The sequence below is a fragment of the Nonomuraea sp. NPDC001699 genome (genome assembly GCF_053596455.1).
The window spans coordinates 172,832-194,408 of sequence record NZ_JBSFGF010000012.1 but is presented as its reverse complement, the minus strand read 5'-3'; the positions used below and the strand labels follow the sequence as shown (position 1 = coordinate 194,408).

Sequence of the window (21,577 nt, the reverse complement as noted above, 5' to 3'; positions counted from 1 at the left end):
TTCCTGTCGGCCGCAGGCGGTAGAACTGGATCCCGTGAGCCGTTTCGACGAGCCCCTGACCAAAGCGCTCGACCCGAAGACCGCCAAGCTGCTGCACAGCGTGCTCGGCCTGGAGACGGTCGGCGACCTGCTGCGCCACTACCCGCGCCGCTACGCCGAGCGCGGCGAGCTGACCTCGCTCGACGCGCTGGAGGTCGACGAGCACGTCACCGTGGTCGGCGAGGTGACCAGGCTGATGCGCAAGCCGATGCGCAACCGCGGCGGCACGTGGCTGGAGGCCGAGGTCGTCGACGGCAACGGCAACCGGATCTACCTGGCGTTCTTCGGCAAGGGCTCCCATGTGGCCGAGTCGCGGCTCAAGCCGGGGCGGCGCGGCATGTTCGCCGGCAAGGTGGGGCTGTTCGGGGCGCGGTCCAAGCCGCGCTGGCAGCTCTCGCACCCGGAGTTCGAGCTGTTCGAGGAGGGCGAGGCGAGCGCCGAGGAGTTCGCGTCGGCGCCGGTGCCGATCTACCCGGCGGGCAAGGACCTGACGCCGTGGGCGATCAGGCGGGCGGTCGGCGTGGTGCTCGACACGCTGGGCCCGCTCGACGACCCGCTGCCCGCCGAACTGCGGGCCCGGCACGGCCTCCAGCCGCTGGCCGAGGCGCTGGTGGCCATCCACCGGCCGAAGGACTTCGCCGAGGTGGGGAAAGCGCGCAAGCGGCTGAAGTTCGACGAGGCGTTCGTGCTGCAGGCGGTGCTGCTCCAGCGGCGTCAGGCGGCCACGGCGTGGCCGGCCAAGGCGCGTCCGAGGCGTTCCGACGGCATGCTGGCCGACTTCGACGGGCGGCTGCCGTTCACGCTCACCGAGGGGCAGGCACAGGTGGGCGAGGAGATCGCCGCCGACCTGGCGCTGGAGCACCCGATGCACCGGCTGTTGCAGGGCGAGGTGGGCGCGGGCAAGACGGTCGTGGCGCTGCGCGCGATGCTCCAGGTGGTCGACGCGGGCGGCCAGGCCGCGCTGCTGGCACCCACGGAGGTGCTGGCCCAGCAGCACCACCGCTCGATCACGAACATGCTGGGCGAGCTGGCCCAGGGCGGCATGTTCGGCGGCACGGCGGTCACCCTGCTGACGGGTTCGATGGGCGCGGCGGCCCGGCGTTCGGCGCTGCTCGACGCGGCCTCGGGCACGGCCGGCATCGTGGTGGGCACGCACGCCCTGCTCCAGGAGCACGTCCAGTTCGCCGACCTGGGCCTGGTGGTGGTCGACGAGCAGCACCGCTTCGGCGTGGAGCAGCGTGACGCGTTGCGCGAGAAGGCGGGCGGCGGCCGTCCGCACGTGCTGGTGATGACCGCGACCCCGATCCCGCGCACGGTCGCCATGACGGTCTTCGGCGATCTGGAGGTCTCGACGCTGTCGCAGCTCCCGTCGGGGCGCGCGCCCATCACCACGCACGTCGTGCCCGCCGCCGAGAAGCCCCACTATCTCGAACGCACCTGGCAGCGGGTGCGCGAGGAGGTGGAGCTGGGCCGGCAGGCGTACATCGTGTGCCCGCGGATCGGCGATCTGGAGGGCGACGAGGGCGACCTGGCGTCGGGGGGCGACGACGAGCGGCGTCCGCCGCTGGCCGTGCTGGAGGTCGCCGAGCTGCTGACCCAGGGCCCCTTCCAGGATCTGCGGGTCGAGACCCTGCACGGCAAGCTCCCGCCGGAGGAGAAGGACGCGATCATGCGTTCCTTCACCAAGGGCGAGGTCGACGTGCTGGTCGCGACCACGGTCATCGAGGTGGGCGTCGACGTGCCCAACTCCTCGGTCATGATCATCATGGACGCCGACCGCTTCGGCGTCTCCCAGCTCCACCAGCTTCGCGGGCGGGTGGGCCGGGGCGGCCTGCCCGGCCTGTGCCTGCTGGTCTCCGACTTCCCCGAGGGCACCCCGGCCCGCGCCCGCCTCGACGCGGTGGCCGCCACGCTCGACGGCTTCGAGCTGTCCCGCGTCGACCTGGAGCAGCGCCGCGAGGGCGACGTCCTGGGGGCGGCCCAGTCGGGCAAACGCAGCTCGCTGAAGCTTCTGCAACTGCTCCGCGACGAAGACGTCATCACCACGGCGAGGGACGAGGCGGCCGCCCTGCTGGCCGAGGACCCGGAGCTCGCGACCCACGACGGCCTGCGCGCGGAGATCGCCCGCCTGCTGGAGGACGAGAAGGCCGAATACCTGGAGAAGACGTGAGGGGCGGGGAGAACCACGAAGCAGGTCGACGGGGGCTCGCGTAACGGCGGCAAGCCGGTGAAGGGTCAGAGGCCGTTACGTGGAGGGCCGTCAGCCGAAGTACGGCGAGTGGAGGAACCACGCGAAGCCGTAAGAGATGAAGGTCTTACAAGGCCCAGCCGCGGGGACGGCCTCCCCCCGAATGCCGTCCCCGGCTGGGCCCACCCTCGGGTCAGGTGCCGAGGGAACCGGCGTGCGGAAGGGCTCACGATCACGCCGGTCGGCCTTCATGTGGGTCACCTTGAAGGCCGCAGATTCATCATGCGGGCCGATCCGCCCGATGTGAATCACCCTTGCGCAGTCGAGGCCGACACTTGTCCACTCTTGACCTGCGCGAACATGCGGAACAATGGCCCTTATGACTCGGATCATCGCGGGGAGCGCGGGCGGGCGGCGGTTGGCCGTGCCGCCGGGGCGCGGCACGAGGCCGACCAGCGACAGGGCCAGGGAAGGCATCTTCTTGACCCTCGACTCCCTCTACGGCCTGCGCGAGGCCCGCGTGCTCGACCTGTACGCCGGTTCGGGCGCCGTGGGGCTGGAGTCGCTGTCCAGGGGTGCGGCCCACGCGCTGCTCGTCGAGTCCGACGCCAAGGCGATCCGGACGATCAGGGCCAACATCCAGTCGCTCGGTCTCGAAGGCGCCGAGCTGGTGGGCGACAAGGTGGAACGGGTCCTGGCCAAGCCGCCGGAGGAGCCGTACGACATCGTCTTCGCCGATCCGCCGTACGCGCTGGGCGACGGGGAGGTGACGCGGGTCCTGGAGCTGCTGCGCGACCACGGCTGGCTGGTGGACGACGGGCTGGTGGCGTTCGAGCGGGAAACCAGGGGAAAGTCCTTGATATGGCCGGAAGGTTATGTTGAGGAGAGGGTCCGTAGATACGGCGAAGCATCCGTTTGGTACGGTCGCGCCGCCGGGAACCCGTAGACCTGGGAGGCGTCTTGCGCCGCGTTGTCTGCCCGGGGTCGTTCGACCCCATCACCAATGGCCATCTCGACATCATCGGCCGGTCCGCCCGCCTGTACGACGAGGTGGTCGTGGCGGTCCTCATCAACATCGAGAAGAGCAGCCTGTTCACGGTCGACGAACGGATCGAGATCCTTCAGACCGTGACCAAGGAGTACCCCAACGTCAAGGTGCAGAAGTTCCACGGCCTGCTGGTGGACTTCTGCAAGCACAACGACATCCCCGCCATCGTCAAGGGCATCAGGGTGGTCAGCGACTTCGACTACGAGTTGCAGATGGCCCAGCTCAACTACCGTCTCTCGGGCGTCGAGACGCTGTTCATGCCCACCAACCCCGAGTACTCCTTCCTGTCCTCCAGCCGGGTCAAGGAGATCGCGCGGTATGGTGGCGACGTGTCCGGCCTGGTCCCTGACCTGGTGCACAAGCTGCTCATCGAGCGTCTCAGGGGCTGACCGCGACCTGGTATCCTTTCATTTCGGCCTTGTACGACGGCGAGCGTCTTCGCCATGCCTAGCGAGAGCAGGATGACTCAGCACCTCGACCCCCGCTCCCCTTGGGTGCTCTCCACTCATGATCTGGGGAAGCGACCGGGCACGATGCGGCAGATGACCCTGTCCCTTCCGGCACCGGCTAACCTCGGCGTCGACATGATCGGTGTCCCCAAAGACGCCGAAGTCGAGCTGGACCTCCGGCTCGAAGCAGTGATGGAAGGCGTGCTCGTCTCGGGCACGGCGCACGCCCCGCTCGCCGGGGAGTGCGCGCGGTGCCTTGACCCGATCACCTCGGACATCGAGGTCGATCTGCAGGAGCTGTTCTTCTACTCCGACGAGGACGCCTCGGAGGAGGACTCGCTGCTCGACGGGGAGCTGCTCGACCTCGAGCCGACGTTCCGTGACGCGGTGGTGCTCGCACTGCCGCTGAGCCCCGTGTGCCGCGAGGACTGCGAGGGGCTCTGCACGGAGTGCGGGATCAAGCTGGCCGAGGCCGGCGCCGATCACCGGCACGAGAAGATCGATGCCCGCTGGGCGTCGTTGCAAGGTCTGATTTCCGAGAACGATAACGATCAGGAGAAGTGACGTGGCCGTCCCGAAGCGAAAGATGTCGCGGAGCAACACCCGCGCCCGTCGCTCCCAGTGGAAGACGACTGCTGTCGCCCTGGTGAGCTGCCCGCAGTGCCGTTCGCCCAAGCAGCCGCACATCGCGTGCCCCACCTGCGGCACCTACAACCGTCGTCAGGTCATCGAGCCGTCCGCCTGATCACACTGACAGCCGGCCCGCCCGTCACGCCGGCGGCGGGCTCACCGTCAGCAGTTGACGTGATGCCGACCGGGTGCCATTGTGCCTCGGTCGGCGTTAACGTCTGTAGAAGCGTACGGCGGCGGTTCGCCCGCGGCCGTGGTGGACGCCGGGGCTAACGTGTTACCCCGACGCCCACCACGTTTTCGGGCATCTTCCGCGGCCGCCTTGTGAAGATGTCCGAGGAGGAAACACGTGGGCGCAGGTCCTAAGCCGGTGGCCGTGGAGGTCGCCCGGGAAGAGCTGCAGCGGGTCCTGGTCGTCGGCCTCGACCCCGACATCCTTGAGCGGGCCCTGACGCACCGCTCGTACGCGTACGAGAACGGCGGCCTGCCCACCAACGAGCGCCTGGAGTTCCTCGGCGACTCGGTGCTGGGTCTCGTGGTCACCGACACCCTCTACCGCAACCACCCCGACCTGCCCGAGGGGCAGCTCGCCAAGCTGCGCGCCGCGGTGGTCAACATGCGCGCGCTGGCCGACGTCGCCCGCAACCTGGGCCTCGGCCGGTTCCTGCGGCTCGGCAGGGGCGAGGAGGGCACCGGCGGGCGCGACAAGTCCTCGATCCTGGCCGACACGCTTGAGGCGCTGATCGGCGCGATCTACGTGGACAAGGGCCTCGACGAGGCGTTCCGGGTCGTCCACCTGCTGTTCGACCCGCTGATCGTGCGTTCGGCCTCGCTGGGCGCGGGGCTCGACTGGAAGACCTCCCTTCAGGAGCTCACCGCCTCCGAGGCGCTCGGCGTGCCCGAGTACCACGTCGAGGAGAGCGGGCCCGACCACGCCAAGTCGTTCACGGCGATGGTCCGCGTCGGCGGCGAGTCCTACGGCTCGGGCACCGGGCGCAGCAAGAAGGAGGCCGAGCAGCAGGCGGCCGAGGCGGCCTGGACGCGCATCCGGGCCCGCCGCGAGCAGCGCGAGAGCCAGCCCGCGAGCTGACCCCGGCACACGGGAAGCCTTGGCCCGCGTCCGGCGTTGTGACTGCGGATCCGTCTCCGCCGCGGCATGCCCGGCGGCCGGGGAAGTCGAGAGGACGGTTGGTGCACGGTGCCTGAGCTGCCGGAGGTCGAGGTCGTCAGGCGCGGCCTCGCGCAATGGGTCGTCGGCCGCGAGATCGCCGCCGCGGAGGTGCTGCACCCGCGGGCGATCCGGCGGCACGTCCCCGGGGCCGACGAGTTCGCCGCCCGCCTGAAGGGCCGTACGGTCCTGTCGGCCGAGCGGCGCGGCAAATACCTGTGGCTGCCCCTGTCGGGCGCCGAGGAGGCCCTCCTGGCCCACCTGGGCATGAGTGGCCAGCTGCTCGTCGTCGATCCGCAGACGCCGCCCGAGAAGCACCTGCGCGTACGCCTCCGCTTCGAGGACGGCGGCCCCGACCTGCGTTTCGTCGACCAGCGCACGTTCGGCCACGTCATGCTGACCCCGCTCGTCGGCGGCGTGCCCGCGCCGATCGCGCACATCGCGCCCGACCCGTTCGAGCAGTCGTTCGACGAGGCGGAGTTCACCCGCAGGCTCAGGGCCAGACGCACCGAGATCAAGCGGGCGCTGCTGGACCAGTCGCTGATCAGCGGCGTCGGCAACATCTACGCCGACGAGGCGCTGTGGATCGCCCGGCTGCACTGGGCCCGTCCCACCGAGACGCTCACCCGTCCGAAGGTCGCCGAGCTGCTGGCCGGCGTCCGCACGGTGATGGGCGCCGCCCTGCAGCAGGGCGGCACCTCCTTCGACAGCCTCTACGTCAACGTCAACGGCGAGAGCGGCTACTTCGACCGTTCCCTGGAGGTCTACGGCCGCCGCGACCTGCCGTGCTCCCGCTGCGGCACGCCCATCAGGCGGGAGGCGTTCATGAACCGGTCGTCGTACTCCTGCCCCAAATGCCAGCGAAAGCCGCGGTGAGCAGGGCCAGCGCGGCGCCCAGCCACATCACCGACGAGATCGACACGCCGTCCACCACCCGGCCGCCGACGAACGAGCCGAGCGCGATCGAGACGTTGAACGCGCCCACGAACAGCGCGGTGCCCAGCTCGCCCCCGCCCGAGCGCATGATCCACAGTTGCAGCGCCACGCCGACGCCGCCGTAGCCGAGCCCCCACACGACGAGCATCACCAGGGGCAGCCCGACCAGCGCCAGCGCCGCCGTGGACACGGCGATGAGCAGGGCCAGGACGATCAGCACCGGCTTGGGGTTCCTGGCCGCCCTGGCGCCCGCGACGAAGTTGCCGACGACGCCGGCCGCGCCGTACACCAGGAGGGCCACGCTGACCAGGGCGGGACCGGCGTCGGAGACCTGCTCCAGGAACGGCCGGACGTAGGTGTAGGCCGCGAAGTGCCCGGTGATGATCAGTACGGTCGCCGCCAGCACGACCCGCAGCGCCCCCGGCAGCGGCGCGCGCGAGCCACCGGCGGCGTCCTCGCCCGGCATGGGCGGCAGCACGGCGGCCAGCACCCCGAGCAGCACCAGCGCCACCCCGCCCATGACCCCGAACGACGTGCGCCACCCGGCCGCCGAGGCGATGAGCGTGGCCGCGGGCACGCCGAGCACCGAGGCCACCGACACGCCGCCCAGGATGACCGACGTGGCCCGGCCCACCGAACGCTCGGGCACCAGCCGCAGGCCGAGCCCGGCCGCGAAGGCCCAGAACCCGCCGATGCTGATCCCGGTCAGCACCCGCGCGCCCAGCATGACGGGGAAGCTCGTCGCGAACGCCGCCGCCAGGTTGGCCACCGCGAGCAACGCCATCAGGCCGAGCAAGGGGACGCGGCGGTCCAGCCGCCGGGTGGCCAGGGCCAGCACGGGCGCCGAGACGGCCGCGACCAGCCCCGGCAGCGACATCATCAGCCCGGCCGTGCCGTCGGACACGCCCAGGGTGGAGGCGATCGAGGTCAGCAGGCCGACGGGCAACATCTCGCTGGTCACGACGGTGAAGGTGCCCACCGCGACCGCGAGCACGGCGAGCCAGCGGGCCCGCGCGACAGTGGAGGTCTCAAGAGTCGTCATGCCGTTCAGCCTCGTCATCGGCCGGGGGCGGAACAATGACGAAGCTCGAAGCCTTGCTTTAGGCAGGCTAAGCGATCGCGTCCCGGGGAGTGGCATGGAGTTCAGGGAACTGGAGTGCTTCGTCGTGCTGAGCGAGGAGCTGCACTTCGCGCGTACGGCCGAGCGCCTGTATCTGTCGCCCGGCCGGGTGAGCCAGCTCATCGGCGCGCTGGAGACCCGGATCGGCGGCCGGCTGTTCGACCGCACCAGCAGGCGGGTGCGCCTGACGCCGCTCGGCCGTCGCTTCCTGGCCGACCTGCGGCCCGCCTACGACGGCATGGCGGCGGCCGTGTCGCGGGCGACGGCCTCGGCCCGGGAGGTCGCGGGCCTGCTGCGGGTGGGGTTCCTGGCCACGCCCACCGAGATCGTCACCGGGAGCGTGGCGGCGTTCGAGCGCCGGTATCCGGGCTGCATGGTCGAGCTGGTGGAGGTGCCGCTCTCCGACCCGTTCAGCAAGCTGCGCGAGGGGCGGGTGGACCTGACGTTCACGCTGCTGCCCCTCGAAGAGCCCGACCTGGAGGGCGGCGCGGAGCTGAACCACTGCCCGGTCGAGCTGGGCCTGTCCGTACGCCATCCGCTGGCCGCCCGCGCCGGCGTTGACGCCGAGGAGCTGGCCTCGGTCGCCCTGTTCGGCCTCGACGACCCCGCCCCGCGCCGCTGGCAGGAGCACATCGCCCCCACCCTCACCCCTTCCGGGCGGCCGATCGCGCGGGCCGGCTCGGTGGCCACCACCCAGGAGGGCCTGACGCAGGTCGCCCTGAACCGCGGTGGCATGCTCTTCTGCAAGCCGAGCGCCGACCACCACCGCCGGCCCGACATCGCGTTCGTGCCGGTCACCGGCCTGCCTCCGTCGATCCTGGGCCTGGCCTGGCTGCGGGCCGGACGCACGGCCTCGATCCTGGCCTTCAACGAGTTGGCCATGGAAGTCGTACGGCGGCATGAGACGGTGGCGGCATGACGGATACGAAGAGTAATGGCGACAAAGCTTCGGGAAACGTCCGAGTAACCGCCTGGGTGCGGGGGAGGGTCCAGGGAGTGGGCTTCCGATGGTGGACGCGCGCACGGGCGTTGGAGCTCGGCCTCACCGGCTGGGCGCGGAACACCGACGACGGCCGGGTCGAGGTCGTCGCCGAGGGGCCGCAGGAGGCGTGCGTCAAGCTGTTGGAGCTGCTCAAGGGTTGCGACACGCCGGGAAGGGTCGATGGAGTAGTGGAACGATGGAGTGAACCCCGAGGTAGTTTGAGCGGTTTTGTAGAGCGATAGTCGCTTTTGCTAAACGGCCCAAATAGGGTATAGTTATATGTCGGGAGTGCCTATCAGTGGGGCGTTGCGGTTGGATCGACTTGACCGCCCACACTGCCGGTGCGACTCTTGTTAAGTACCACGCGCACCCCTCCCGCGGAATAGAAGTGCGCGAACCAGTCTGGTCACTCAGCGTGGAGGACCCTTTACCATGGCGAAGGCTCTACTCGGCCACGTCGGCGGTCCTGACCCTCGAATGGTCTCGGAGATGCGCCGCTTGCAGCAGCGTATCCGGGATCTGGAGGCAGAACTCATCCGACTTCAGGCCACGAACGACGCTCTTGCGGCGCAGACCCGCGACGAAGCGCTCAGTCGCTTGCAGGAGCGCGAGCCGGCACTCACCTGAGAGTGATCGGAGCGCAAGACCCAGGGACGTCTCGAAGAGGCGTCCCTTGTTATTTTCCCTGGTGAAAAAGCGCTGGTCACCGACATGCCCACGACGGGCGGCGGGGACCAGTAGGCTTTTCCGAAGCCCGTTCAGCCGGAGGCCGGGAAGACAGGGGGTCGGCGTTTGTACCTGAAGGCCCTCACCCTGCGCGGCTTCAAGTCCTTCGCCTCGGCGACCGCCCTGCGTCTCGAACCGGGCATCACGTGCGTCGTCGGCCCCAACGGCTCGGGCAAGTCCAACGTCGTCGACGCCCTGGCCTGGGTCATGGGCGAGCACAGCGCCAAGTCGCTGCGCGGCGGCAAGATGGAGGACGTCATCTTCGCCGGCACCTCCTCCAGGCCGCCGCTGGGCCGCGCCGAGGTGACGCTGACCATCGACAACTCCGATGGCGCGCTGCCGATCGACTACACCGAGGTCACGATCAGCCGGCTGATGTTCCGGTCGGGGCAGAGCGAATACGCCATCAACGGCGACACCTGCCGCCTGCTCGACATCCAGGAGCTGCTGTCCGACTCGGGCATCGGCCGCGAGATGCACGTCATCGTCGGCCAGGGCCAGCTCGACGCCGTGCTGCACGCCGGCCCCGAAGATCGCCGCGCCTTCATCGAGGAGGCCGCGGGCGTGCTCAAGCACCGCAAGCGCAAGGAAAAGGCGCTGCGCAAGCTCGACGCCATGCAGGCCAACCTCACCCGGGTCCAGGACCTCGCCACCGAGCTGCGCCGCCAGCTCAAGCCGCTCGGCCGCCAGGCGGAGATCGCCCGCAAGGCCGCCGTCATCCAGGCCGACCTGCGTGACGCCCGGTTGCGGCTGCTCGCCGACGACCTGGGCATCCTGCGCGCCACGCTCGAACGCGAGGCCGCCGACGAGGCCGCCGTCACGACCAGGCGCCACCAGGTCGAGACCGAGCTGGCCGAGGGCCAGCAGCGCGAGGCCGCCCTGGAGGCCGCCGAGGCCGAGGCCCAGCCGCGGCTGAGCGCCGCCCAGGAGACCTTCTTCAGGCTCTCCTCCCTGCGCGAGCGCATCACCGGCCTCGAACAGCTCGCCGCCGAACGCCACCGCCACGCCCTCGACGCCGCCGCCATCGAACGCCGCGGCCGCGACCCCGAAGACCTCGAACGCGAGGCGGGCGAGGTGCGCGAGCAGGAGCACATCCTCGGAGCCGAGCTCGAACACGCCCAGGAGCTGCTGGCGGAGGCCGTCCAGGGGCGGGCCGCGGCCGAGGCCGAGCTGAGCGCGGAGGAGCAGCGCCTGGCGATGGCCGCGCGGGCCGCCGCCGACCGCCGCGAGGGCCTGGCCAGGCTGCGCGGGCAGGTCGACTCCGTACGCAGCAGGGCGCGGGCGGCCGAGGAGGAGATCGGGCGGCTGGAGAAGGCCGTGGCCGACGCCGCCGAGCGCGAGCGGCAGGCCCTGATCGACCTGGAGAACCAGCAGGAGGAGGAGCCCGCGGTCGATCCGGCGCTCGCCGAGGAGCTGGCCACTGCGCAGGCCGTGGTCGAGGAGGCCAGGGCCGCCGCCGACGAGGCCCGCGTGGCCGCCGACGAGGCCAAGGCCGGGCTCGACGGGCCACGGGCCGCCGTCCAGGCCGCCAAGGCGGGCGTCACCACGGCCCGTGCCGCCGACCAGCAGGCCCAGCGGTCCGTGGCCGCGCTCCAGGCCCGCCGCGACGCCCTGGAGCTGGGCCTGGCCAAGGGCGACGGCGGCGCCGCGCTGCTCGACGCCGACCTGGCCGGGGTGCTCGGCCCGCTGGCCGCCTCGATGCAGGTCACGCCGGGCGCCGAGCTGGCCGTGGCCGCCGTGCTCGGCCCGGTCGCCGAGTCCGTCACCGTCAAGACGCTCGACAGCGCCGTCGAGGCGCTGGGCCTGCTGCGCGACGCCGACGCGGGGCAGGTCACGCTGCTGGTGGCCCAGGCCGGGGTTTCGGACAGCGCCGATCACTCCCAGGTTGCGCGATCGCGGCCCGAGGCGCCGCAGGGCGGGCGGTGGGCCGCCGATCTGGTCACCGTGCCCGACGAGCTGCGGCCCGCGCTCGACCACGTGCTGGCCGGGGTCGTCGTGGTCGGCGACCTCGAAGCGGCCCGCGAGCTGGTGGGGCTGCGTCCCGACCTGCGCGTGGTGACCGAGGGCGGCGACGTGCTGGGGGCCCATCTGGCCAGCGGTGGGTCGGCCGGCGGCACCTCCGTCCTGCAGGTGCGGGCGGCGCTCGACGAGGCCGTCCACGACCTGCGGGAGGCCGAGGCCAGGGCGGAGGCCACGGCCGAGGCGCTCGACCAGGCGATCGAGGCAGAGCAAGCGGCCCAGACCGCCGTCGAGGCGGCCCAGGCGCACGTCAACGAGGCCCAGAGCGCGGTCACCACCGCCCAGGCGGGCGTGAGCGCCGCCCAGGGCGTGCTCGACCAGGTCAGGGCCCGCCAGCGGGAGGCCGACCAGCGCAACGCGGCGGCGGCCAAGCGGCTGGCCCAGCTGGAGGCCGCCGCGCAGGCCGCGCACGCCGAGGCCGAACGCCTGGCCCGCAGCGTCACCGCGGCCCAGGACGCGCGCACCGAGGGGCTGGAGGAGCTGGCGGAGCTGGAGATCCGGCTGGCCGAGGCCGAATACGCCCAGGAGCTGGAGACCGAGCCCACCACCGACCTGCGCGACGAGCTGGCCGCCACCTGCGAGACGGCCAGGCACCGCGAGATGGACACCCGCCTGCAGGTGCGCACCGCCGAGGAGCGCGTCAAGAGCATCGAGGGCCGCGCCGACGGCCTGCTGCGGGCCGCCCAGCGCGAGCGCCAGGAACGTGCCCAGGCCGCCGCACAGCGGGCCAGGCGCAGGCGGCAGGCCGTGCTGGCCGAGGCGGTCAGCAAGGGCGCCAAACAGGTGCTCAGGGCGCTCACCTCCTCGATCCAGCTCGCCTCCCGCGAGCGCGACGACGCCGACCTCGCCCGTGTCGCCGTCGACGCCGAGCTCAAGCAGGTCCGCGTGCGCGTGCGTGAGCTGGGCCAGGAGCTCGACAAGCTGGTCAACCGCGCCCACGGCAGCGAGGTGGCCCGCACCGAGCAGCGTCTGCGGCTGGAGCAGCTCCAGGAGCGGGCGATGGAGGAGTTCGGCGTCGAGGCCGAGACGCTGATCTCCGAGTACGGCCCCGATGCCCTCGTGCCCGGCGACCCGCCCGTCCCGTACGTCCGGGAGGAGCAGGAGAAGCGGGCCAGGGCCGCCGAGCGGCAGATGACCCAGCTCGGCAAGGTCAACCCGCTGGCGCTGGAGGAGTTCGCCGCGCTGGAGGAGCGCCACGCGTTCCTGACCTCGCAGCTGGAGGACCTCAAGAAGACCCGGCGCGACCTGCTGACCGTGGTCAAGGAGGTCGACGATCGGGTCGAGCAGATGTTCGCCTCGGCGTACGAGGACGTCGCCCGCGAGTTCGAGCAGATCTTCACCCGGGTCTTCCCGGGCGGCGACGGGCGGCTCGTGCTCACCGACCCCACCGACATGCTCACCACCGGCATCGAGGTCGAGGCCAGACCGCCGGGCAAGAAGGTCAAGCGGCTGTCCCTGCTGTCGGGCGGCGAGCGCTCGCTGACCGCGGTGGCGTTCCTGATCTCCATCTTCAAGGCCCGGCCCTCGCCCTTCTACGTCATGGACGAGGTCGAGGCCGCCCTCGACGACACCAACACCCAGCGCCTGCTGACCCTGTTCGAGGAGCTGCGGCAGAGTTCCCAGCTCATCGTCATCACCCACAACAAGCGCACGATGGAGATCGCCGATGCCCTCTACGGCGTGTCGATGCGCGGTGACGGCGTGACGCAGGTGGTCAGCCAGCGCCTGCGGGAGCGCGAATCCGCCTGATCCGGCCTGTCATCATCCGTGTGCCTTGGGCATGACCATGCCGGTCGATCTGGAAAACTGACATCTTGTGGATGGTTACCTCGGCGTCATAGTGATCGTGGTCGTCGTCGCCCTGCTGGCGGCCGGCGGCCTCTTCCTGCTGTTCAAGCCGGGTGGCAAGGCGGCGCCGCCCGTGCCGCCGCCGGAGGCGCCGCCGCTTCCCGAGGAGGAGAAGCGGCCGGCCGGCCCGGTCGAGGAGGTCGACGGCGCGGTCACCACGGTGCCGCCGCCGGTCGCGCCGGCCGAGCCGATGGTCATCGCGCCCGAGGTCGAGGTGCCGCCGCCGTCTGCGGGGCGGATGGTGCGGCTGCGTTCGCGTCTGGCGCGTTCGCAGAGCGCGCTCGGCCGCGGGCTGCTGGAGCTGCTGTCGCGTGACCGGCTCGACGACGACGTCTGGGACGAGATCGAGGAGAGCCTGATCACCGCCGACGTGGGCGTGGCCCCGACCCAGGCGATGGTCGAGGAGCTGCGTACCAAGGTCAAGGTGCTGGGCAGCCGCACGCCCACGGAGGTCAGGGCCCTGCTGCGCGAGCAGCTCCTGGCCCAGGTCAACCCCGACCTCGACCGCGGCCTGCATGTCCAGAAGCACGGCGAGCGGCCCGCCGTGGTCCTCGTCGTGGGCGTCAACGGCACCGGCAAGACCACCACCACGGGCAAGCTCGCCCGCTCGCTCATCGGCGACGGCAAGAAGGTCGTGCTCGGCGCGGCCGACACCTTCCGCGCGGCGGCGGCCGACCAGCTCCAGACGTGGGGCGAACGGGTCGGCGCCGAGACCGTGCGCGGCCCGGAGGGCGGCGACCCGGCCTCGGTGGCCTTCGAGGCCACGGCCAAGGGCATCGAGGACAAGGTCGACGTCGTCATCGTCGACACCGCGGGCCGCCTGCACACCAAGACCGGCCTGATGGACGAGCTGGGCAAGGTCAAGCGGGTCATCGAGAAGAAGGCCACGGTCGACGAGGTGCTGCTCGTCCTCGACGCCACCACCGGCCAGAACGGCATGCGCCAGGCCCAGGTGTTCGCCGAGGTGGTGAACATCACCGGCATCGCGCTCACCAAGCTCGACGGCACCGCCAAGGGCGGCATCGTGATCTCCGTGCAGCGCGAGCTGGGCGTGCCGGTCAAGCTCGTGGGGCTCGGCGAGGGGCCCGACGACCTGGCGCCCTTCGACCCCGAGGTCTTCGTGGACGCGATCCTGGGCGACTGACCGCTTTTATCGGTCATGTCCTAATTCATGCCGAAATAGCCGTTACCAGAAAAGTCTTGAGTCGTTAGTTAGCTTTGTGCTGACATGTTCGGGTTATCCGCGATCACCAAGGGGATGCCCATGAAGAAGATCGTCGTCCATCGTCCCGGGACTGTCAGGCCCACCACGCTCGCCTCACCGCGGCACTGCGTTTGACCTGTCTCTGGGTCGGCGTTTCCGCACGGGAACGCCGACCGTTGGGAAGGGGGCGGTCGTGAGGACGATCGCCCTGGACGCCGACCGCCGGGCCGCCGGCCCCTACACGATGGCCGCCGCGCTGCTCGACCTGCTGGTCCCCGAGGCGCTCGACCGGCGGCCCGACCTGGTGGCCGCCCACGACGTGGAGCTCCGGGTCGCGGCGCCCCGCCTGCGGCCGCTCGTCCCGGCGCGCAGGCGCTCGCTGGCCGACGACCTGCCGAGGGCGCAGCGCATCCTCATCCCGGGGGCGCGCCGCAGCCTCAGGATCGCCAACGGGCTGGCCGAGTTCGTCCGCGAGCTGCTGACCGTCACGGGGCCGCTCACGCTCGTCGTGTCGAACCTGGGCGAGGCCGACCACACCGACGCCGAGCTGGTCGAGGTGCTGCGCCGCCGGCTCGACCCCGGGCTGCTGCGCGTCGAGGAAGGCCCGTCGTCGCCCGGTGAGGGCCCGTTGTGCGGGGACTTCGACCGCTACCGCGACGAAGGTTTCCATCACGCGATGGCGGAGTCGGGCACGGAGGCGCTGCGCGGCATGGCGTACGAGGACGACCCCGAAGGGTGGCGCACGCTCGTGCAGCGCGTCGCCGCCGCCTTGGAGGCCGTGGAACGCGAGGAGGAGGCCCGCGAGCTCTACGACCGGGCCAGGCGCGTCAGCACCGACCCCAAGCACCGGGCCACGATCGCCTACGCCACCGCCATGATCCTGGTACGCCACCACGACCCCGCCCGCCGCGACCCCGGCGAGGCGATGGCGTGGATCAACGAGGCCGTCACGATCACGTCGTTGCTGCCCGACGTCCGCGAACGGGCCTTCCACCTGGGCTTCGACCTCAACGGCAAGGCCCTGGTCGAGCTGCGCGCCGGGCGTCCCGACGCCGCGCTGCGGCTGGTCGAGCAGGCCGTCGCGCTGGCCGAGGAGCACCTGGCGGGCGAGCACCCGGTCCACCTGCTGGTGCTGCGCGCCAACAGGGCCCAGCTGCTGGCCCAGGCCGGCCGGTACGACGAGGCGCTGGCGGACTACACCGCGGCGATCGACGCCGACCCCGGCTATCCGGACTACTACCTCGACCGCGGCAACCTGCTGAACAAGCTCGGCAGACCGGCCGAGGCCCTGGCCGACTACGAGGCCGTCATGCGGCTCAGCCCGCCCTTCCCCGAGGCGTACTACAACCGCTCGGAGCTGCGGTTCGCGGCCGGCGACCTCGAAGGCGCCCGCGCCGACCTCGACCGCACGCTGGAGCTCGACCCCGGCTTCGCCCCCGCGTACGTCAACAGATGCGGCCTGCTCGCCCTCCACGGCGAGTACGAGCAGGCCAGACGCGACGTGGAGCGCGGCCTGGCGCTCCGGCCGCGCGACGCCCACCTGCTGTGCGTGCTCGGCCAGGTGGAGACGGCCCAGGGGCGCTACCCGGAGGCGTACGCGGCCTTCGACGGCGCGCTGGAGATCGACCCCGACCTGGCCGCCGCGTGGGGGAACCGGGCCGTGGCCGCCTTCGAACGCGGCGACCACGACGGCGCGCTGTCCGACCTGACCCGCGCGCTGAAGCTGACGGAGACGGCCGAGCTGCTGTTCAACCGGGCGATGGTCTACCGGGAGCTGGGCCGGGCGAAGGAGGCCAGACAGGACCTGCTCCGAGCCGCCGAGCTGGCCCCGGACGACCAGGACGTCGGACGGGCGCTGGCCGAGGTCTGAGGGGATGCGCGGCCTTCGCCGGGGCGGGCCGGCCGGTGATCGCGGCGGGCGTGGCGCTGTCGCCGGTGCGGCGGGTCAGGCTCGCGGAGCCGCGAGCGGCCCGATCGGCACCACGAGAGGCGTCCCCGCGACCGGGTCCTCGATGATCTTCGCGTCCAGCTCGAACACCTCGCGCAGCAGCTCCTCGGTCAGCACCTCGTGCGGGGCGCCCGCGGCCACGACCTTGCCGGCGCGCATGGCCACCAGCCGGTCGGCGTAGCGCGCGGCCAGGTTGAGGTCGTGCAGGACCATGACGACCGTGCGGCCCGCCTGCTCGTGCAGATGCCGGACGAGCTCCAGCACCTCCACCTGGTGGGCCAGGTCGAGGAACGTGGTGGGCTCGTCGAGCAGCAGCAGGTCGGTGCCCTGGGCCAGGGCCATGGAGATCCACGCCCGCTGCCGCTGGCCGCCCGACAGCTCGTCGAGCGGACGTTCGGCGAGGTCGGCCAGGCCGGTCATGGACAGCGCCGCGGCGACCGCCGACTCGTCGTCGGAGGACCACTGGCGGTACCACGTCTGGTGCGGATGGCGTCCCCTGGCGACCAGGTCGGCCACGGTGAGCCCTTCGGGGGCCGAGGGCGCCTGCGGCAGCACGCCGAGGACCTTGGCCACCTCGCGGGTGGGGATGGCGTCGATGCGCTTGCCGTCCAGCAGGACCTGGCCGCCCTGGGGTTTGAGCAGGCGGCCCAGCGCGCGCAGGAGGGTGGACTTGCCACAGCCGTTCGGGCCGATAATGGTGGTCACCGTGCCGGCCTCGATGCCGAGGTCGAGGCCGTCCACGATGGTCCGGTCGCCGTAGCCGAGCTTGACGCCCGCGGCCTGCAGCCTCATTTGCGTGCCCTCCAGATCAGGTGGATCAGGTACGGTGCGCCCAGCACGGCCGTGACGATGCCGACGGGCAGTTCGATCGGCGAGAAGACGGTCCGCGCGATCAGGTCGGCCCCGGCGGTGAGCACGGCCCCGGTGACCGCCGAGCACAGCAGTGGCGGCCGGGCCGAGCGGGCCAGCCTGAGCGCGATCTGCGGTGAGGCGAGCGCCACGAACGCGATCGGCCCGGCCGAGGCGGTGGCCACCGCGGCCAGCAGCACGGCGGCCAGGATCAGCAGGGCGCGGGCCGCGTTCACGCGTACGCCGAGGGCGGTGACCACGTCGTCGCCGAAGCGCAGGGCGTCGAGCGAGCGGGTGCCGAGCAGGGTGGCCGGGATGAGCACGGCCAGCGCGAGCGCCACGGGGACGACGTGCTCCCAGCCGCGCCCGTTGAGGGAGCCGCTGATCCAGACCATGGCCCGGCCGGTGTCGTTCACGTCGCCGACGGTCAGCAGCCAGAACTTCACGTTCGTGAACACGGCGGCCACGCCGATGCCGACCAGGACCAGGCGGTAGCCGTCCAGGCCGCGCCGCCAGGCCAGGCCATAGACGACGGCCGCGCCGAGCAGGCCGCCGAGCAGCGCGAGCGCGGGGACGCCCAGGCTGGCCAGCAGGCCGCTGGTGCCGCCGTAGACGCTGCCGCTGGCCACCACGCCGGCCACGACGGTGACCGAGGCGCCGGTCGTGACGCCGAGGATCTCCGGGCTGGCCAGCGGGTTGCGCGCGATGGACTGGATGATCGCGCCGGACAGCGCGAGCGCGGCGCCGACCAGGGCGCCGGTCAGGGCGCGCGGCAGGCGCAGCTCCATGATGACGAAGTGGGCCGCGCTGTTGACGTCGAAGGTGCCCTGGAGCACCTCCGTCAGGCTCATCGGGAGGTCGCCGATGCGCATGTTCAGCGCCATGAGCACGACCAGGAGCACCAGCCCGGTCACGCTGACGGCGACGGCACGCAGGCGCAGCCGCCAGGACAGGGCGCCGAGGCGCAGGGGGAGCGCGGTCATAGCCGTACCGGCTTTCTGCGGCGGACCAGGGCGACGAAGAAGGGGGCGCCGATCAGCGCGAGGACGACGCCGACCTCCAGTTCGCCCGGAGGGGCCACCACGCGTCCGATCACGTCGGCGACCAGCAGCAACGCCGCCCCGACCAGCCCCGAGTACGGCAGCAGCCACCGGTGGTCGGTCCCCGACAGCGGCCGGGCCAGGTGCGGCACGATCAGGCCCACGAACGCCAGCGAGCCGCAGGCCGCCACCGCCGCGCCCGACAGCAGGGTGATCGAGGCGACGCCGACCGTCCTGGTCAGGGCGATGTTCTGGCCGAGCGAGCGGGCGACGTCCTCGCCGAGCGACAGGGCGTTCAGGCCCGGGGCGTTGACCAGGGCGAGCAGCAGGCCGGCGAGGACGAACGGGAGCACCTGCCAGACCACGTCGGGACCCCTGGCGGCGATGGAGCCGGCCTGCCAGAAGCGGAAGACGTCCATGGCCTGTTCGTCGAGGAGCACGATGGCCGAGGTCATGGCGTACAGCAGGGCGCTGACCGCGGTGCCGGCCAGGGCCAGCGTGACCGGGGTGGGGCCGCCTCTGCCGCCCGTCATGCCGAGCGCGAACACCGCCACGCTGGCCACCAGGGCGCCCGCCAGGCCGAACCAGATGTAGGCGAGCAGGCTGGAGGCGCCGAGCAGGATGATCGAGGCCACCATGGCGAACGCCGCTCCCTGCGTGACGCCCAGCAGGCCGGGGTCGGCGAGGGGGTTGCGCGTGTGGCCCTGCATGAGGGCGCCCGCGACGCCGAGCGCGATCCCGGCCAGCACCCCGAGCACGGTACGCGGGACGCGCAGCGAGCGGATGATGATGTCGTTCTCGCTGCCGGTGTGCGCGGTGAGGGCCTGCCAGGCGGCGCCCAGCGGTACGGGCTTCGAGCCGACCGTGATGCTCAGCACCACCGCGACCGCGACGGCGGCCAGGAGGACGAGCAGGAGGACGAGCCGCCGGCGCCGGATGCCGATGAGGCGGGGCGCGAGCGCGGTCACCAGATTTCCTCCCCTTGTTTGCCCGATCGTGGTGAAGTATGCCAGGTTAGGCAGGGCTAACCTAATTTAGGTTCGCCTTACCTAGGGAAAGGGTTCTGATGAGAGCGTGGCGGTTGCTGGCCGGTGCACTGCTGGTGGCGGGGGTGGCCGCGTGCGGCTCGACAGGGACTTCGACGGAGACCCCGGCGGGATCCTCGGCCGCGTCGTCGGCCGACCCGGCCGCCAGGACGATCGAGCACGCGATGGGCTCGACCAAGATCTCCGGCCAGCCCAGGCGGGTCGTCGCGCTCGACCAGAGCTTCGTGGACGCGGTGCTCACGCTGGAGACCCCGGTGATCGGCTACACCACCTACCGGTCGATCGACACCAAGCTGCCCGACTACCTCGGCCCGCTCGTCGCCCAGTACGGCAAGGAGGCCACCTCGGTCGGCACGCTGGAGCAGCCGAGCCTGGAGAAGATCGCCGCGCTCAAGCCCGACCTGATCGTGTCGGCCAAGGTCCGGCACGAGGCCCTGTACGACAAGCTGTCGAAGATCGCGCCGACGGTCTTCAGCGAGACGACCGGCGCCATCTGGAAGGACAACCTGCGGCTCATGGGCCGCGCCCTGGGCAAGGAGGACCTGGCCGACTCCAGGATCAAGGCGTTCGAGGAGCGCGCGGGCAAGATCGGGACCGCGATCAAGGACAAGCAGGGCGGGAAGCTGCCGACGATCTCGATCGTGCGCTTCGCCGGCGAGCCCACCGTCCGGCTGTACGTCGAGAAGTCCTACTCCGGGGTCGTGCTGAAGGACGTCGGCTTCCCGCGTCCTGAGGGCCAGCCCACCAAGGACGACGCCATCGCCGTGGACGTCAGCCAGGAACGCATCGCCGACCTCGACGCCGACCACATCTTCGTCGCCACCTACCCGGACCCGGCCAGCGACGGCCCCAAGGAGAAGTTCGTCGGCAACCCGCTGTGGGGCCGGCTCAAGGGAGAAAAACACGAGGTCAGCGACCTGACGTGGATGAGCGCCGTGGGCATCCAGGGCGCCCACGCCATCCTGGACGACCTGGCCCAGACGTTCTCGGTCGACCCCGCCAAGCCCGCCTCCTGACCCGCGCGGACGCTCAGCGCGGCAGGAAGGCCCGCAGGTCGGCCAGATGGGGTTCGAGGTCCAGCCCCTGGCCGGCCAGCCATTCCGGGTTGTCGTAGGTGCCCTTGTAGCGGTCGCCGCGGTCGCAGACCAGGGTGACGATGCTGCCCTGGCGGCCCTCCTCGCGCATCTCCCTGACGAGGTCGACGCAGGCCGCCAGGTTGGTGCCCGTGGAGCCGCCGACGTCTAGACCGGTGACCTCGCGGGTCCAGTGCATGGCGGCGATCGACCGGGCGTCGGGGACGGCGATCATGCGGTCGATCACGCTGGGCAGGAACGACGGCTCCACCCGCGGACGCCCGATGCCCTCGATCCGCGACCCGGACGCCGTCACCGAGGTGTCGCCCGAGACCCAGCCCGGGTAGAACGCCGAGCCCTCCGGATCGACCACGGCCAGGCGGGTGGGGTGGCGGCGGTAGCGGATGTAGCGGCCGATCGTGGACGACGTGCCGCCGGTGCCGGCGCCCACCACGATCCAGGCGGGCTCGGGATGCGGCTCCATGGACATCTGGGAATAGATCGACTCGGCGATGTTGTTGTTGCCTCGCCAGTCGGTCGCGCGTTCGGCGTAGGTGAACTGGTCCATGAAGTGGCCCCCGGTCTCGGCGGCCAGCCGGTGAGATTCGTCATAGATCGCCCCCGGGTCGGCGACCAGATGACACTTCCCGCCGTAGAACTCGATGAGGTGGCACTTCTCAGGCGACGTGGACGCGGGCATGACGGCGATGAACGGCAGGCCGAGCAATCGGGCGAAATACGCCTCGCTGACCGCGGTCGAACCGCTGGACGCCTCCACGATCGTGGTGGCCGGGCCGATCCAGCCGTTGGCGAGGCCGTACAGGAACAGGGACCGTGCGAGCCGGTGTTTGAGTGAACCGGTCGGGTGCACCGATTCGTCTTTCAGGTAGAGGTTTACACCCCAGTCCGAGGGAAGCGGAAAGACGTGCAGGTGAGTGTCACAACTCCGGTTGGCGTCGGCCTCCACCTTGCGGATGGCCTCCGCCACCCACCGGCGTGTCCCCGTGTCGTGACGGTCCACAGATTCCATGCCCATACGCTATCCCCTGTGACTCTGACCACTATTCCTACGATATTGGGTGGGTAGTGTTATGATAATGAGACTTGTCCGGCCGTGGACGTGACCACGCACGCCGCGAGCCAGATGGACTGAAACCCCTTCTGACCTAGGCGAACTCTCCTAACGCCACCCTTACTCGGGAGTTGCGAGGATGAGGAACGCTGTCAGGCGGCTTGTGCCGAACGGGGGATAGCGCAAGGGGGA

The 21,577-nt window shown here is 71.3% G+C and carries 19 protein-coding genes; 14 read left to right on the top strand and 5 right to left on the bottom strand.

Features of this window, described 5'->3' with window-relative positions:
• Nucleotides 1–34 precede the first annotated feature (34 nt).
• From recG to mutM, 7 genes are all read left to right on the top strand, one after another.
• A complete protein-coding gene (gene recG / locus ACWCSU_RS32060; RefSeq protein ID WP_364085018.1) occupies nucleotides 35–2,209 on the top strand; it encodes an ATP-dependent DNA helicase RecG in 2,175 nt (724 codons plus the stop codon).
• 397 nt (nucleotides 2,210–2,606) lie between these two features.
• Nucleotides 2,607–3,173 (top strand): 16S rRNA (guanine(966)-N(2))-methyltransferase RsmD, encoded by a 567-nt coding sequence (gene rsmD / locus ACWCSU_RS32055; protein WP_357697695.1) that lies wholly within the window; start codon nucleotides 2,607–2,609, stop codon nucleotides 3,171–3,173.
• Between the two features lie 14 nt (nucleotides 3,174–3,187).
• The gene (gene coaD, locus ACWCSU_RS32050) at nucleotides 3,188–3,664 is read left to right on the top strand and encodes a pantetheine-phosphate adenylyltransferase (RefSeq protein WP_352324821.1); all 477 of its coding nucleotides are present in this window, start codon (nucleotides 3,188–3,190) and stop codon (nucleotides 3,662–3,664) included.
• A 54-nt stretch (nucleotides 3,665–3,718) separates the two neighbouring features.
• Nucleotides 3,719–4,288: a YceD family protein gene (locus ACWCSU_RS32045; RefSeq protein WP_397037770.1), complete on the top strand. Its 570-nt coding sequence runs from the start codon at nucleotides 3,719–3,721 to the stop codon at nucleotides 4,286–4,288.
• Nucleotide 4,289: 1 nt separating this feature from the next.
• A complete protein-coding gene (gene rpmF / locus ACWCSU_RS32040; protein ID WP_033409409.1) occupies nucleotides 4,290–4,469 on the top strand; it encodes a 50S ribosomal protein L32 in 180 nt (59 codons plus the stop codon).
• 255 nt (nucleotides 4,470–4,724) lie between these two features.
• The gene (rnc, locus tag ACWCSU_RS32035; RefSeq protein ID WP_357697776.1) at nucleotides 4,725–5,444 is read left to right on the top strand and encodes a ribonuclease III; all 720 of its coding nucleotides are present in this window, start codon (nucleotides 4,725–4,727) and stop codon (nucleotides 5,442–5,444) included.
• 108 nt (nucleotides 5,445–5,552) lie between these two features.
• Nucleotides 5,553–6,398: a bifunctional DNA-formamidopyrimidine glycosylase/DNA-(apurinic or apyrimidinic site) lyase gene (mutM, locus tag ACWCSU_RS32030; protein WP_357697699.1), complete on the top strand. Its 846-nt coding sequence runs from the start codon at nucleotides 5,553–5,555 to the stop codon at nucleotides 6,396–6,398.
• Here the strand turns inward: mutM and ACWCSU_RS32025 are convergent.
• On the bottom strand, nucleotides 6,346–7,500 hold the full coding sequence (locus ACWCSU_RS32025) for an MFS transporter (RefSeq protein ID WP_364085010.1): 1,155 nt from the start codon (nucleotides 7,498–7,500) through the stop codon (nucleotides 6,346–6,348). The genes mutM and ACWCSU_RS32025 overlap by 53 nt on opposite strands.
• A 94-nt stretch (nucleotides 7,501–7,594) precedes the next feature.
• Here ACWCSU_RS32025 and ACWCSU_RS32020 point away from each other — a divergent pair, with 94 nt between their 5' ends.
• The 6 genes from ACWCSU_RS32020 (at nucleotide 7,595) to ACWCSU_RS31995 (ending at nucleotide 16,227) form a co-directional block, all read left to right on the top strand.
• Nucleotides 7,595–8,497 carry a LysR family transcriptional regulator gene (locus ACWCSU_RS32020; RefSeq protein ID WP_357697703.1) on the top strand — a complete coding sequence of 301 codons (903 nt, stop codon included), beginning with the start codon at nucleotides 7,595–7,597 and terminating at the stop codon, nucleotides 8,495–8,497.
• Nucleotides 8,494–8,802 (top strand): acylphosphatase, encoded by a 309-nt coding sequence (locus ACWCSU_RS32015; protein ID WP_357697705.1) that lies wholly within the window; start codon nucleotides 8,494–8,496, stop codon nucleotides 8,800–8,802. Before ACWCSU_RS32020 ends, ACWCSU_RS32015 begins: the two co-directional genes overlap by 4 nt.
• A gap of 190 nt (nucleotides 8,803–8,992) precedes the next feature.
• On the top strand, nucleotides 8,993–9,187 hold the full coding sequence (locus ACWCSU_RS32010) for a hypothetical protein (protein ID WP_026214481.1): 195 nt from the start codon (nucleotides 8,993–8,995) through the stop codon (nucleotides 9,185–9,187).
• 165 nt (nucleotides 9,188–9,352) lie between these two features.
• On the top strand, nucleotides 9,353–13,054 hold the full coding sequence (smc, locus tag ACWCSU_RS32005) for a chromosome segregation protein SMC (protein ID WP_449939976.1): 3,702 nt from the start codon (nucleotides 9,353–9,355) through the stop codon (nucleotides 13,052–13,054).
• 67 nt (nucleotides 13,055–13,121) lie between these two features.
• Nucleotides 13,122–14,297 carry a signal recognition particle-docking protein FtsY gene (gene ftsY / locus ACWCSU_RS32000; RefSeq protein ID WP_357697707.1) on the top strand — a complete coding sequence of 392 codons (1,176 nt, stop codon included), beginning with the start codon at nucleotides 13,122–13,124 and terminating at the stop codon, nucleotides 14,295–14,297.
• A gap of 253 nt (nucleotides 14,298–14,550) precedes the next feature.
• Entirely contained in the window at nucleotides 14,551–16,227 is a 1,677-nt protein-coding gene (locus ACWCSU_RS31995) for a tetratricopeptide repeat protein (RefSeq protein WP_449939973.1), read from the top strand.
• A gap of 75 nt (nucleotides 16,228–16,302) precedes the next feature.
• Here ACWCSU_RS31995 and ACWCSU_RS31990 read toward each other — a convergent pair whose 3' ends face one another.
• Genes ACWCSU_RS31990 through ACWCSU_RS31980 form a run of 3 tightly spaced genes read right to left on the bottom strand, consistent with a single transcriptional unit; the run spans nucleotide 16,303 to nucleotide 19,162 of the window.
• Nucleotides 16,303–17,097 (bottom strand): ABC transporter ATP-binding protein, encoded by a 795-nt coding sequence (locus ACWCSU_RS31990; protein ID WP_357697711.1) that lies wholly within the window; start codon nucleotides 17,095–17,097, stop codon nucleotides 16,303–16,305.
• Nucleotides 17,094–18,137 carry a FecCD family ABC transporter permease gene (locus ACWCSU_RS31985; protein WP_397037760.1) on the bottom strand — a complete coding sequence of 348 codons (1,044 nt, stop codon included), beginning with the start codon at nucleotides 18,135–18,137 and terminating at the stop codon, nucleotides 17,094–17,096. Before ACWCSU_RS31985 ends, ACWCSU_RS31990 begins: the two co-directional genes overlap by 4 nt.
• Nucleotides 18,134–19,162, bottom strand: a complete 1,029-nt coding sequence (locus tag ACWCSU_RS31980; protein ID WP_449939971.1) for a FecCD family ABC transporter permease — start codon at nucleotides 19,160–19,162, stop codon at nucleotides 18,134–18,136. The genes ACWCSU_RS31985 and ACWCSU_RS31980 overlap by 4 nt, the downstream gene beginning before the upstream one ends.
• 98 nt (nucleotides 19,163–19,260) lie before the next feature.
• Here ACWCSU_RS31980 and ACWCSU_RS31975 point away from each other — a divergent pair, with 98 nt between their 5' ends.
• On the top strand, nucleotides 19,261–20,256 hold the full coding sequence (locus tag ACWCSU_RS31975) for an ABC transporter substrate-binding protein (RefSeq protein WP_449939970.1): 996 nt from the start codon (nucleotides 19,261–19,263) through the stop codon (nucleotides 20,254–20,256).
• Nucleotides 20,257–20,269: 13 nt separating this feature from the next.
• Here ACWCSU_RS31975 and ACWCSU_RS31970 read toward each other — a convergent pair whose 3' ends face one another.
• Nucleotides 20,270–21,343 carry a PLP-dependent cysteine synthase family protein gene (locus ACWCSU_RS31970; RefSeq protein ID WP_449939967.1) on the bottom strand — a complete coding sequence of 358 codons (1,074 nt, stop codon included), beginning with the start codon at nucleotides 21,341–21,343 and terminating at the stop codon, nucleotides 20,270–20,272.
• Between the last annotated feature and the right edge of the window lie 234 nt (nucleotides 21,344–21,577).